This is a genomic window from Rhodococcus sp. B10 (assembly GCF_011770055.1).
In the GTDB taxonomy this organism is placed as follows: domain Bacteria; phylum Actinomycetota; class Actinomycetes; order Mycobacteriales; family Mycobacteriaceae; genus Rhodococcoides; species Rhodococcoides kyotonensis_B.
Genome location: NZ_JAAFYV010000010.1, coordinates 1 through 12244, shown reverse-complemented (window position 1 = coordinate 12244; position 12244 = coordinate 1). Strand labels below are relative to the sequence as shown.

The window sequence follows — 12244 nt, the reverse complement described above, 5'->3', positions numbered from 1 at the left end:
ACGGGGTCCGACTAAGCTCTCTGGCATGTCTACTCCGGCCGAGCCGACCTACGAATCCACCCATTCCGCGCTGTGGCACGGCTTCGCCGACATGGGCGCAGTCACCACCAAGGGGCCGTTCGTCGTATCGCGCGGCGAGGGTGCCTACATCTGGGATCGTGAGGGCAACAAGTACCTCGATGCCACCGCCGGCCTGTGGTTCACGAACGTCGGGCACGGGCGTCGTGAGATCGCCGACGCCGTCGCAACCCAGCTCGGGTCGCTGGCGCATTACTCGAACTTCGGCGACTTCGTCCCCGAGACGACACTCGCGTTGGCGGAACGACTCGGCGAGATCGCGCCGGTCGCGGGCAGCAAGGTGTTCTTCACCTCCGGCGGTTCCGATTCGATCGACACCGCAGCCAAGCTCGCCCGGAGGTACTGGCACGAGACGGGAAAGCCCGGAAAGAAGCTCATCGTCGGCCGTCAGAAGGCGTATCACGGCATGCACGTCGCCGGCACCGCCTTGGCGGGCATTCCGGTCAACCGTGAGAATTACGGCGAACTGATGCCCGACGCACGGACGGTGGCCTGGGACGATGCGAAGGCCTTGCTCGCGCTGATCGAGGAAGTGGGCGCGGACCAGATCGCCGCGTTCTTCTGCGAACCGATCATCGGCGCGGGTGGCGTCTATCTGCCCCCGCAGGGATATCTGCAGGAAGTGCGTCAGATCTGCCGCGACCACGACGTTCTCTTCGTCGCCGACGAGGTGGTGACGGGATTCGGTCGCATCGGCGGCTCGTGGTTCGCGTCGACGCGCTTCGATCTGCAGCCGGACCTGATGACGACGGCCAAAGGCCTGACGTCGGGCTACGTGCCGATGGGTGCGGTGTTCGTCGCGCCGCACATCGCCGAACCGTTCTTCTCCGGTGGGGTCTGGTGGCGCCACGGCTACACGTACGGCGGCCATGCGGGCGCTGCGGCGGCCGCGATGGCGACGCTCGACATCATGGAACGCGAGAACCTGCTGCAGGAGTCGGCGCGCCTCGAGACGTCGCTGCACACCCATCTCGCGCCGCTCGCCGACCATCCGCGCGTTCAGGAGGTGCGCAGTGGCCTCGGTGCCGTCGCCGCGGTGCAACTCGCCGATCCGGCCGAGGCACTGCCGTTCGTCGGGACGCTGCGCGAGCACGGCGTGTCCGGGCGCGCCGCGGGCCAGGGTGCGATGCAGATTTCGCCGTCGTTCGTGATGACCGACGCCGAAGTCGAGGAACTCGCGGGACGAATTCTCAGCGCGCTCGGCTGAACCGAGAGCGCAAGCGCTGCAACCCCGTCGGGGAAGCGGGGGCGTCGGCCGTTGCGGTCGATGCCTCCGCGAACCGCTTGTGCAGCTCCTGCCGAACCTCGTCGGGGGCGTAGGCGCGTCGCGCGCGTTCCGATCGCACGACGAAAGCCCCGGTGGCGGCGACGCCCGCGACGCCCGCGAGGCCCAGGATCTTCCACAGCTTCATGGCTTCACCGTACTGGTTAAGCTCGACCGTATGAATGCGTCGCGAATCGATCTGGATACAGCGGTGGACGCGACCAGGACCGGTGACATCTGGATCTTCCGTGGCCGTTCGGCGGCCGACAGGGCGATTCAAACTCTGACGAACAGTCCCGTCAACCATGTGGGGATGGCCGTCGTCGTGGACGATCTGCCTCCGCTGATGTGGCATGCGGAGCTGGGAAAGTCGTTGCAGGACATGTGGACCGGCAACTTCCAGCGCGGTGTGCAACTGCACGATCTTCGCGCTGCCGTGCTCCAGTGGACGCTGAAATACGAACAGCGGTGCTGGCTGCGGCAATTGGGGACGGCCGTGACACGAGAGCAGGAAGATGCGTTGATGCGGACCATCGCTCGCATGGACGGCACCGCGTTTCCGACGACGGCGAAGTTGGCGGGGCGCTGGTTCAAAGGACGCGTCCCCACGTTGATTCGGCGGCAGGAGCCCTCGGCTGCGATCGAGACGGCCTACTGCGCGGAAGTGGTTGCGACGACGTACGAGTCGATGGGCCTGCTCGCCGGGCACAAGAAGGCGAACTGGTTCGACCCGGGCAAATTCTGGAGCGGCGATCGGTTACCGCTGGCCGACGGCGTCACGCTGGGTGCCGAGATCGCTGTCGACGTGCCGCACGAAGAACCGCCTACCGCACGGTGATCGACGAGTCCGCGACGGTCCGGCCGCCCAGCTCGATCCAACCGTCGTCCAGACAGGTCGTCAGCAGCCTCGATCCGCGGCCTTGGTGAATGCGGATCCCCAGTCCCAGCGAGGCGGTGATGCGAACTGCTGCCGCGCCGGTCGCTTCGTCCTCGGCAATCCCCATCTCGGGCGCGAACATTCGCGAACGTATCGCCTCGTGTTCGGCGTCCATCCATGCCCACACGTAGTGGTGCCCTTCGGTGAAGGTCGACGGGTCGACCGACTCGACCTCATCGACGGTCGTCAACGGATGCATCGTGAACTCCGGAGCCCAGTCGGCTCGTGCCCGCACCGCCGTCGTGCCGTCACCGTAGGTCACCTGCAGCTCTCCGGCAGGGACGACGAGGGTGTCGATCGGGTGCCCCTGCGCGCCGAGCCACCACGACAGGCCGACGGTCGGGTGCCCCGCGAACGGGAGTTCGACGGCGGGAGTGAAGATGGCGGCGGATGCCGTCGACCCGCCGTCGTGGTCGACGAAGATCGTCTCGCTGAAGCCGAGTTCGGTGGCCAGCGACTGACGCTCGGCGGGCGGCACGGCGTGGCTGCGGACGATTCCGAGTGGATTGCCGTACCGGCCTGCGTCGTCGGTGAACACGCGAACGACTGCCACGTCGATACTCATGTCGGGGAATCTACCAAAGGCGCAGGCGATAGCCCTCGCTAAACTGATAGGCATGGCTGATCAAAGTTTCCAACCCACGCTGTCGCAACTGCGTGCGTTCGTCGCCGTGGCCGAGCACCGGCACTTCGGAACGGCCGCGGCACGACTGAAGGTCAGCCAGCCGACGCTGTCGCAGGCGCTCGCGTCGTTGGAACAGGGCCTCGGGGTGCAACTCGTGGAACGCAGTACACGCAAAGTCCTCATGACGACGGCCGGAAGCCAATTGCTCGACCGCGCGCGGGCCACGCTCGAGGCCGCCGACGGATTCACGGTGGCGGCGTCGGGATTGGGCGGTGGGCTGTCCGGACCGCTTCGACTGGGTCTCATTCCGACGGTTGCGCCGTACGTCCTGCCCGCGCTGCTGCCGGCGCTGCGCCGTGAGTATCCGGCGCTGGAGCCGTTCATCGTCGAGGATCGGACCGAGCGCCTCCTCGCGTCGTTGCGTTCGGGCGCGATAGAGGCCGCCGTTCTCGCCTTGCCGACCGAGGAGTCGGGAGTCGTCGATCTGCCCTTGTACAGCGAGGATTTCGTGCTGATCGTGCCCTCGGGGCATCCTCTCGACGGTCGTACGGATCTGACGTTGTCGGCTCTCGTCGATCAGCCGATACTGCTGTTGGACGAAGGGCATTGCCTGCGCGACCAGACGCTCGATCTGTGTCGTTCCGTCGACGCCGTTCCCGCGGCCGGCGACACACGCGCGACGTCACTGGCGACGGTCGTGCAGTGCGTCGCGGGCGGGCTCGGTGTGACGCTCGTGCCCCGGTCGGCTGTCGCGGTCGAGACGGCCAAGGGAAATCTGGGCGTCGCCGAGTTCGCCGATCCGAAGCCCGGACGCACGATGGGGCTCGTCTACCGCGCCTCGAGTGCACGCGCCGAAGAGTACGGTGCCATCGCGGCATTGATCTCGTCCGTCGGCGCCGGCCTGCACGCCTGAACGTCAGCCCGCGGTGATCGTCACCTCGTCGAACACGATCTCGCCTGATGCGTTCGATTCGTCGACGTCGACCACGGCATTCAACGACCAGCCCTGATCGCCGTCCGGATCTTCCAGGATCTGCCGAACCGTCGTGCGGTTCGGCCCGACGGTGAGATCGAACAGAGCGGGGCCTCGCGCCGACGGACCGGTGCCCAACTCGCCGTACTCGTCGAAGAACGGCGCGAGCTCGGCCTCCCAGTCCGGCCCGTCGTCCAGCTCGTCGAGCGCCGCCCACCGACCTGCTGCGGCGAGCTCGACGCGCTTGAACATCGCGTTGCGGACCATGACACGGAACGCGCGCGGGTTGGCCGAGATCGGCCTCGGTGAATCCCCGCCGTAGGCTTCGGGTTTCGCCTCCGGCTCCTCACCCGGATCGGTGAGGTTCTCCCACTCGTCCAGCAGGCTCGAATCGACTTGGCGCACAAGCTCTCCGAGCCATTCGGTGATGTCCTGCACTTCCTCGGTCCTGGCCTCGGGAGGTACCGTCTGGCGCAATGCGCGATACGCGTCGGCGAGATACCGCAGCACGAGGCCCTCGGAACGAGTCAGTCCGTAGTGGCTGATCAACTCGGCGAACGTCATCGTTCGTTCGATCATGTCGCGGACGACGGTCTTCGGCGACAGCGCGAACTCGCTCACCCACGGGTGGCCACCGCGATAGATCTCGAACGCCGGAACGAGAAGCTCGGCAAGGGGTTTCGGCCACGTGACCTCTTCCAGCAACTCCATGCGCTCGTCGTACTCGATACCGTCGGCCTTCATCTGTGCGACGGCTTCACCTCGGGCCGCGTGCTGCTGCGCCATCAGGATCTGGCGGGGATCGTCGAGCGTCGCTTCGATGACCGAGACGACGTCGAGGGCATGCGTCGGCGACTCGGCGTCGAGCAGTTCGAAGGTCGCCAGTGCGAACGGGGACAGTGGCTGGTTCAGGGCGAAGTCCGGCTGCAGATCGACCGTCAACCGAGCATGCCTGCCATCGGCGTCCGGCTCGTCGAGTTGCTCCACGATCCCCGCGGCCACGAGTCCTCGATACAGCGTGATCGCCCGAAGGATGTGCTTACGCTGCGCAGGTCGGCTCTCGTGATTGTCCTCGAGCAGGTGGCGCATCGCGTCGAAGCAATTGCCGGGTCGCGCAATGACATTGAGCAACATCGAATTGCTGACGGCGAACCGCGACTGCAGCGGCTCGGGGCTGGCGGCGACGATCCGGTCGAACGTCGGCTCGCCCCACGAGACGAATCCGTCCGGCGCTTTCTTGCGTTGGACGCGCTTGAGTTTCTTCGGGTCGTCACCGGCCTTGGCGATCAGTCGCGCGTTCTCGATGTCGTGCTCGGGCGCCTCGACGACGACGGTTCCCAACGTGTCGTATCCGGCTCGTCCGGCCCGGCCTGCGATCTGGTGGAATTCCCTCGCACGTAGCTGGCGGGTACGGATGCCGTCGTACTTGGTCAGTCCGGTGAACAGCACCGTTCGGATGGGCACGTTGATTCCCACGCCGAGAGTGTCCGTGCCGCAGATGACCTTGAGCAGGCCGTCCTGCGCGAGCTTCTCGACGAGGCGTCGATATTTCGGCAGCATGCCCGCGTGATGGACGCCGATGCCGTGACGGACTAAGCGAGACAACGTCTTTCCGAAGCCGGTCGTGAAGCGGAACTGGCCGATGGCGTCGGCGATCTGTTGCTTCTCCTCCTTCGACGCGACGTTGACGCTCGTCAGAGCCTGCGCACGTTCGAGGGCGGCGGCCTGCGTGAAGTGCACGACGTACACCGGCGCGAGATGAGTGTCGACGAGTTCTTCGATGGTTTCGCCGATCGGCGTCGTCACGTACGAGAACATCAGCGGCACAGGGCGTTCCGAGCCGGACACCACCGTCGTCGCGCGGCCGGTGCGCCTGGTCAGGTCGTCGCGGAAGAACGAGACGTCACCGAGCGTGGCGGACATGAGCAGGAACTGCGCGTTCGGGAGTTCGATCAGCGGCACCTGCCACGCCCAGCCGCGATCGGGCTCGGAGTAGTAGTGGAACTCGTCCATGATCACCTGACCGATGTCCGAGTTCGCGCCCTGACGCAACGCCAGGTTCGCGACGATCTCCGCGGTGGCGCAGATGATGGGCGCTCCCGCATTGACCGACGCGTCGCCCGTCATCATTCCGACGTTCTGGGCGCCGAAGATCTCGCACAGCGCGAAGAACTTCTCGCTGACGAGTGCTTTGATCGGCGCGGTGTAGAAGCTCCGAATGCCCGACGCCATCGCCGCGAAATGCGCACCGACGGCCACCATCGACTTCCCGGAACCGGTCGGCGTCGCGAGGATGACGTTCGAGCCCGACACCAGCTCGATGAGCGCCTCTTCCTGCGCGGGATACAGCGTCAGGCCTCGGTCGACGGTCCACGACGTGAAGACGTCGAACAGTGTGTCCGGGTCCTGTGCTTCGTCGGTCGTGGGATCGGGGACGAGATCGGTGAGAAGCACGTCTACAGGTTATGGGTCGAGTGCGTGGGAGGCGCCATCGCCCCTTGTCACGTCGCGCTGCGCTCGTCCGACCCCATCGCGCCGAGTACGGCGAGGCGCGTGCTCGCGCTACCGGTGATCGTGTCCTCACCGATGCCGTTCAGCAACAGGTTGCGCCACCGTGCCTCGTCGAAGTCCAAGGGGGGAGTGGACGCCAGGAACGTCTCGAGGACCTGCAGGAAGCGGATGGGATCGTCCCGGAACGGGAAATGACCCGATCCACGGAAGATCTCGAGGACGGAGCCGGGCATCGCAGAATGGGCGAGATGCGCATGGCTCACCGGAATCACTGAATCGCTACCACCCCAGACGAGCAGTACGGGGAGGTTCTCGGTCAGGTAACAGCGGTCGAGCATCGTGACGACCTGGCCGCGCCAGTCGACCACGGCGCGCAGCGTTCGCAGGTACGCCTCGTGCGCGGTCGGATCGGGGAGTCCGCTGAGGACACGCACCAGATCGGGAGTGTCGTGCAGCATCGCGCCCGGTCGGAACGGGGAACGGTTCAGCTTTCCGACGAGGTCGCCCGCCAGCTTCACCATCGTCATGGCCCCGGGAACGCGAAGAACCTTGACGACGTCGCTGGCGAGTGGAATGGACGCCAGACGCAGAATCGGGTGGACGTCTCGGGTGACGCCGCCGGCCGACACGAGGACGAGCCTGTCGACCATGTGCGGAAACTGGTAGGCGAACTGCATTGCGACGCCGCCGCCGAGGGAGTGGCCGACGACGGTGACCCGATCGATGCCCAGCACCGACAGCAGGTCACGCATCCCGTTCGCGTACGCCGCGACGGAGTAGTCGGCGCGAGGCTTGTCGGATTTGCCGTGCCCCAGCAAATCGGGCGCAATCACGGTGTAGTTCTGGGCGAGATGCGGGACGATGTCGTTCCACGTCTCGGAATTGTCGCCGATGCCGTGGATGAGCAACAGGACAGGTCCGTCTCCGGCCATACGAAAGGCGCGGCGGTACCCGTGAATGGTTCGGTACATCAAGCGTGGCTCGGCGTCGGGAACCGGCCGAAGCTTCCGCGTGCGTAGGGTGCTCATGCTGCCTCTTGTAGTCCTTGCACGTATCTCGGCGCCGGACCGCGGTGCGTGACGGGCTGGGGCGCGCCGGTTCCGACTCGAATTACATCTATGACTCTCGCACGAGTACGTGCGATCGGCGAGAGAAGAGAGCGTATTCGTAGTTACAGATATGTTTCGTGCGTCGTCAGCCCATTCCAGGTCACACAAAGATACGTGCGTCCGTGTGAGCAGTCACACGGACGCACGTTCGGTCGTCGGTTCAGTTCTCGCGATCGGTGTCGTCGGTATCCGAGTCGAATCCGCTTTGCTCGGCGAGGAAGCGTTCGAACTCCGCTCCGAGCTCGTCTCCACTCGGCAACGGCTCGTCACCGGCCAGAAGTGTCGACTGCTGCTCCTGCGCGGCGACGTAGGTGTCGTACTGGCGTTCCAGCGCGTGGACGACCGACTGAACTTCTTCGTTGCCCGTGATGTGCTCGTCGACCTGCTCGCGTACGCGCGCTGCGGCCTGTCCCAGTGCCGCCAGCGGCAGATCCAGGTCACCGGCTTCGCTGACGTTCTCGAGCAGTGTCTCGGCGGCGGCCGGGTAGTCGGTCTGGGCCAGGTAGTGCGGCACGTGCACCGAGAAGCCCATCGAGTCGTGTCCGTGCTGCGCGAGTCGGAATTCGAGCAACGAGGAGACGCTGCCCGGCACCTGCAGTTCACCCGACCAACTCTGATCCGACGGCACCATCGACTTGTCCGACGAGTGCGCGGTCACGCCGAGCGGACGTGTGTGCGGAATGGCCATGGGAATGGACCCGAGTCCGATCGTGCGGCGAACGCCCAGCTGCTCCGCCAGAAGGCGTACCGCCGTCGTGAACTTCTCCCAGCGCAGGTCCGGCTCCAGACCCGACAGCAGAAGAAACGGCACCCCGGCGTTGTCCTTGACGGCGTACAGATTCAGCTCCGGCGCATCGTAATCCGAGAAGTGGTCGGCCTTGAACGTCATCGTCGGACGCCGCGAGCGGTAGTCGATCAGCTCGTCGACGTCGAACGACGCCACCAACTCCGTCTCCAACGTGTCGCGCAGGTGCTGCGTCGCGAGACGGACGGCGTGGCCCGCGTCGGAGAATCCTTCGAGGCCGTGAACGAGAACGGGGCCGACGCCGTCGCCCGACGAGGTCTGCGGAGCGGGAAACTCCAGTTCGTACATACTCGACTTCTCGTCCACCACGGACCCCTTTCGTAGACTCGCCGACGGCGCTGGTGCGGCACCGGAAGGCGAAACCGACTTCGCGACAGAATACCCACGAGTGCTACTACCTAACGCACCCGTAGTCACGACTCGATTCGTACGAAAGGAACGCGGGTGTCGCCGTGTTCATTCCCGCGCGCGTCATTCCTGTCGAGACGCGCGGCCCGCGAAATTCTGCAGAGCCCGAATCTTGTTGGTGACGTCGAGCGCGGCGACCTTGTACGCCTCGGACAGGGTGGGGTAGTTGAACACCGCGTCGACGAGATAGTCGACCGTGCCGCCGCATCCCATGACGGCTTGGCCGATGTGAATCAGATCCGTGGCGCCGGAGCCGAAGATGTGAACGCCGAGCAGAGTTCTGTCCTCGGTGGAGACCAGAAGCTTCAGCATCCCGTACGAGTCGCCTGCGATCTGGCCGCGGGCGAGCTCGCGATAGCGGGAGACGCCGACTTCGTACGGGACCGAGTTCCTGGTGAGCTCGACCTCGGTCGCGCCCACGTACGACACCTCCGGAATGGAGTAGATGCCGATGGGTTGCAGATCCATCAAGCCTTGACTCGACTCGCCGAACGCGTGGTACGCGGCGAGCCTGCCCTGATCCATGGACGTCGCCGCGAGCGCGGGGAAGCCGATGACGTCGCCGACGGCGTAGATGTGGTCGACCTTCGTCTGGAAGTTCTCGTCGACGAAGATGCGCCCGCGAGCATCCGCTTCCAGTCCCGCCTTCTCGAGATCGAGCGATCGGGTCATGCCCTGACGCCCCGCGGAATACATCACCGCCTCGGCGGGGATTCGCTTCCCGCTCGCGAGCGTCGTGACGGTGCCCGCCGGGCCGACGTCGACGGCGGTCACCGCTTCGCCGAACCGGAAGGTCACTGCGAGGTCGCGCAGATGGAATTGCAGCGACTCGACGATCTCGCGGTCGCAGAAGTCGAGCATCGTGTCGCGCTTCTCGACGACGGTCACCTTCGTGCCGAGTGCCGCGAACATCGACGCGTATTCGATGCCGATGACGCCTGCGCCCACGACGACCATCGATGCAGGGATGAATTCGAGATTCAGGATGCCGTCGGAATCGAGAACCCGATAGTCGTCGAACTCGACGTCGGCGGGACGGGCAGGCGACGTGCCCGTCGCGATAACGACGTTCTTGGCCGTCACCGTGATGCGCTCACCGCGCTGAGGATCGTCGACGACGACCGTGCGCGGGTCGAGGAATGCGCCTGTCCCGGTGATGAGTTCGATCCGATTGCGCAACAGTTGCGATCGGACGACCTCGATCTCCTTGCCGATGACGTGCGTCGTCCGCGCGAGCAGGTCGGCGGGGGTGATGTTGGCTTTGACGCGGTAGCTGGCGCCGTACAGCTCTCGCTGATTCATGCCGGTCAGGTACAGCACGGCCTCGCGCAGCGTCTTCGACGGGATGGTTCCCGTGTTGACGCACACTCCGCCGAGCATCTTGCCCTTCTCGACGATCGCGACGCGTTTGCCCAGCTTGGCGGCCGCAATTGCCGCCTTCTGGCCGCCGGGTCCAGATCCGATCACGACGAGGTCGTATTCCATCGCAGCAGACATGGCTCATAGGTACTCCTCGCACGCAAAGTCCATGTGCCACCCGGATCACGAACTCGTGAACAGCTCGGGCCCCACGAGGTGCGTATGTCGCTACACGTGCATGGGTTGTGGAAGGCTGATGTCAAGACAAATCCAGTCGAAAGTGGAGGTTGCAATGCCACAGCAGGTGCGTGCCGTCGTCGCGAAGGCGAAGGGTGAGGCGGTGTCTCTCGAGACGATCGTGATTCCTGATCCGGGTCCGAACGACGTGGTCGTGAAGATTTCCGCGTGCGGGGTGTGTCATACCGATCTGCATTACCGCGAGGGTGGCATCAACGACGAGTTCCCGTTCCTGCTCGGGCACGAGGCAGCCGGGATCGTCGAAACCGTCGGCGACGCGGTCACCCATGTCGAGGTCGGCGACTTCGTCGTCCTGAACTGGCGTGCGGTGTGTGGTGAGTGCCGGGCCTGCAAGAAGGGCAAGCCCTGGTACTGCTTCGACACCCACAACGCGTCGAAGAAGATGACCCTCGAAGACGGCACCGAACTCTCGCCCGCGTTGGGTATCGGCGCGTTCGCGGACAAGACACTCGTCCACGAGGGCCAGTGCACCAAGGTGAACCCGGACTCCGATCCTGCAGTCGTCGGGTTGCTCGGCTGCGGTGTGATGGCCGGGTTGGGTGCGGCGATGAACACCGGCAACGTTTCGCGCGGTGACTCGGTCGCGGTGATCGGGTGTGGTGGCGTCGGCGATGCGGCGATCGCGGGTGCGCGTCTGGCGGGTGCGACGACGATCATCGCCGTCGACCGGGATCCGGGCAAGCTCGAGTGGGCAAAGGACCTGGGGGCGACGCACACCGTCGATGCGTCGACGGTCGATGCGGTCGAGGCGATACAGGAGTTGACCGGCGGTTTCGGTGCCGACGTCGTCATCGACGCGGTCGGTCGTCCCGAGACGTGGCGGCAGGCGTTCTACGGCCGCGACCTCGCGGGCACCGTGGTGTTGGTGGGTGTGCCGACGCCGGAGATGACGCTCGAGATGCCGTTGATCGACTTCTTCTCTCGCGGTGGATCGCTCAAGTCGTCGTGGTACGGAGATTGCCTGCCCGAGCGTGACTTCCCGCTGCTGGTCGATCTGTACGAGCAGGGACGGTTGCCGCTCGAGAAGTTCGTGACCGAGCGAATCGGGATCGAGGACATCGAGGCCGCGTTCGAGAAGATGCACAAGGGCGAGGTACTGCGATCGGTGGTCGAACTATGAGCCTGCGTATCGACAGGGTCGTCACGTCCGGGACGTTCGCGCTCGACGGCGGTGAGTGGGATGTCGACAACAACATCTGGTTGATCGGCGACGACAACGAGGTCGTGATCGTCGACGCCGCGCACGATGCGCGGCCGATCATCGACGCCGTCGGGGGCCGAACGGTGAAGGCGATCGTCTGCACCCACGGCCACAACGACCATGTCACCGTCGCGCCGGAGTTGTCCCGCGCGCTCGACGCGCCGATTCTTCTGAATCCGGCCGACGACGTGCTGTGGGAACAGACCCACCCCGGCGTCGGTCACGGGACGCTCGAGGACGAGCAGCGCATCTCGGTGGCGGGGACCGACATCGTCGCGTTCCACACCCCGGGTCACTCGCCCGGGTCGACGTGCCTGTATCTGCCCGAGGCGGGGCAGTTGTTCTCCGGGGACACGTTGTTCTCCGGGGGACCTGGTGCGACGGGCCGGTCGTATTCGGACTTCCCGACGATCATCGGCTCGATCCGAGACCGGTTGTTCGCGCTGCCTGCCGAGACCGCGGTCAACACGGGCCACGGTGACGGCACCAGCATCGGCGACGAATCGCCGCACCTCGAGGAGTGGATCAAGCGCGGTAGCTGATGCAGCTGCGCTACCCGTGCGCGCCTAGTCGGTCCAGAGTCCGACTATCCGCGCAGTGATACTGGAATGGTTCGTCGATGCAGTGGTTTGACTCGTTTCCGCGCTGACGCCGATGGCTGTCTTTCCCGTGATGTGTCGGCTGCTGCATCGATGGACACCTGAAGCACACGCGAC

At 65.4% G+C, this 12244-nt stretch carries 11 protein-coding genes; 5 read left to right on the top strand and 6 right to left on the bottom strand.

The window, feature by feature from the left end; translation table 11 throughout:
- The first annotated feature begins 25 nt into the window (after nt 1–25).
- Nucleotides 26–1285, top strand: coding sequence for an aminotransferase class III-fold pyridoxal phosphate-dependent enzyme (locus tag RhoFasB10_RS08685; protein WP_167676064.1), 1260 nt, complete (start codon nt 26–28; stop codon nt 1283–1285).
- On the opposite strand, the gene RhoFasB10_RS08680 is transcribed toward RhoFasB10_RS08685, so the two are convergent.
- Nucleotides 1269–1490, bottom strand: a complete 222-nt coding sequence (locus RhoFasB10_RS08680; protein WP_167676062.1) for a hypothetical protein — start codon at nt 1488–1490, stop codon at nt 1269–1271. The genes RhoFasB10_RS08685 and RhoFasB10_RS08680 overlap by 17 nt on opposite strands.
- Nucleotides 1491–1520: 30 nt before the next feature.
- Here RhoFasB10_RS08680 and RhoFasB10_RS08675 point away from each other — a divergent pair, with 30 nt between their 5' ends.
- Nucleotides 1521–2180 carry a hypothetical protein gene (locus RhoFasB10_RS08675; RefSeq protein ID WP_068428954.1) on the top strand — a complete coding sequence of 220 codons (660 nt, stop codon included), beginning with the start codon at nt 1521–1523 and terminating at the stop codon, nt 2178–2180.
- Here the strand turns inward: RhoFasB10_RS08675 and RhoFasB10_RS08670 are convergent.
- Nucleotides 2167–2844, bottom strand: a complete 678-nt coding sequence (locus RhoFasB10_RS08670) for a PhzF family phenazine biosynthesis protein (protein WP_068428957.1) — start codon at nt 2842–2844, stop codon at nt 2167–2169. The two genes, RhoFasB10_RS08675 and RhoFasB10_RS08670, sit on opposite strands and share 14 nt — an antisense overlap.
- A 52-nt stretch (nt 2845–2896) precedes the next feature.
- On the opposite strand from RhoFasB10_RS08670, the gene RhoFasB10_RS08665 reads away from it, so the two are divergent.
- A complete protein-coding gene (locus tag RhoFasB10_RS08665) occupies nt 2897–3817 on the top strand; it encodes a hydrogen peroxide-inducible genes activator (RefSeq protein WP_167676060.1) in 921 nt (306 codons plus the stop codon).
- 3 nt (nt 3818–3820) lie between these two features.
- On the opposite strand, the gene RhoFasB10_RS08660 is transcribed toward RhoFasB10_RS08665, so the two are convergent.
- The 4 genes from RhoFasB10_RS08660 to sthA form a co-directional block, all read right to left on the bottom strand.
- Nucleotides 3821–6331 carry a DEAD/DEAH box helicase gene (locus RhoFasB10_RS08660; protein WP_167676058.1) on the bottom strand — a complete coding sequence of 837 codons (2511 nt, stop codon included), beginning with the start codon at nt 6329–6331 and terminating at the stop codon, nt 3821–3823.
- A gap of 47 nt (nt 6332–6378) precedes the next feature.
- Nucleotides 6379–7416: an alpha/beta hydrolase gene (locus RhoFasB10_RS08655; protein WP_068428963.1), complete on the bottom strand. Its 1038-nt coding sequence runs from the start codon at nt 7414–7416 to the stop codon at nt 6379–6381.
- Between the two features lie 241 nt (nt 7417–7657).
- Entirely contained in the window at nt 7658–8608 is a 951-nt protein-coding gene (locus RhoFasB10_RS08650; protein ID WP_167676056.1) for a PAC2 family protein, read from the bottom strand.
- Between the two features lie 165 nt (nt 8609–8773).
- On the bottom strand, nt 8774–10207 hold the full coding sequence (sthA, locus tag RhoFasB10_RS08645) for a Si-specific NAD(P)(+) transhydrogenase (protein WP_068428967.1): 1434 nt from the start codon (nt 10205–10207) through the stop codon (nt 8774–8776).
- Between the two features lie 154 nt (nt 10208–10361).
- Between sthA and RhoFasB10_RS08640 the strand changes: the two genes are divergently transcribed.
- Nucleotides 10362–11447 (top strand): S-(hydroxymethyl)mycothiol dehydrogenase, encoded by a 1086-nt coding sequence (locus RhoFasB10_RS08640; RefSeq protein ID WP_167676054.1) that lies wholly within the window; start codon nt 10362–10364, stop codon nt 11445–11447.
- Nucleotides 11444–12070, top strand: a complete 627-nt coding sequence (locus RhoFasB10_RS08635; RefSeq protein ID WP_068428972.1) for an MBL fold metallo-hydrolase — start codon at nt 11444–11446, stop codon at nt 12068–12070. The genes RhoFasB10_RS08640 and RhoFasB10_RS08635 overlap by 4 nt, the downstream gene beginning before the upstream one ends.
- Nucleotides 12071–12244: the final 174 nt, after the last annotated feature.

What these genes read in the sequence shown, in the direction of transcription:
- RhoFasB10_RS08675 (WP_068428954.1), top strand. Translation starts at nt 1,521, where the DNA reads ATGAATGCGTCGCGAATCGATCTGGATACAGCGGTGGACGCGACCAGG.
- RhoFasB10_RS08640 (WP_167676054.1), top strand. Translation starts at nt 10,362, where the DNA reads ATGCCACAGCAGGTGCGTGCCGTCGTCGCGAAGGCGAAGGGTGAGGCG.
- RhoFasB10_RS08685 (WP_167676064.1), top strand. Translation starts at nt 26, where the DNA reads ATGTCTACTCCGGCCGAGCCGACCTACGAATCCACCCATTCCGCGCTG.
- RhoFasB10_RS08635 (WP_068428972.1), top strand. Translation starts at nt 11,444, where the DNA reads ATGAGCCTGCGTATCGACAGGGTCGTCACGTCCGGGACGTTCGCGCTC.
- RhoFasB10_RS08680 (WP_167676062.1), bottom strand. Translation starts at nt 1,490, where the DNA reads ATGAAGCTGTGGAAGATCCTGGGCCTCGCGGGCGTCGCGGGCGTCGCC.
- RhoFasB10_RS08670 (WP_068428957.1), bottom strand. Translation starts at nt 2,844, where the DNA reads ATGAGTATCGACGTGGCAGTCGTTCGCGTGTTCACCGACGACGCAGGC.
- RhoFasB10_RS08655 (WP_068428963.1), bottom strand. Translation starts at nt 7,416, where the DNA reads ATGAGCACCCTACGCACGCGGAAGCTTCGGCCGGTTCCCGACGCCGAG.
- RhoFasB10_RS08665 (WP_167676060.1), top strand. Translation starts at nt 2,897, where the DNA reads ATGGCTGATCAAAGTTTCCAACCCACGCTGTCGCAACTGCGTGCGTTC.
- sthA (WP_068428967.1), bottom strand. Translation starts at nt 10,207, where the DNA reads ATGTCTGCTGCGATGGAATACGACCTCGTCGTGATCGGATCTGGACCC.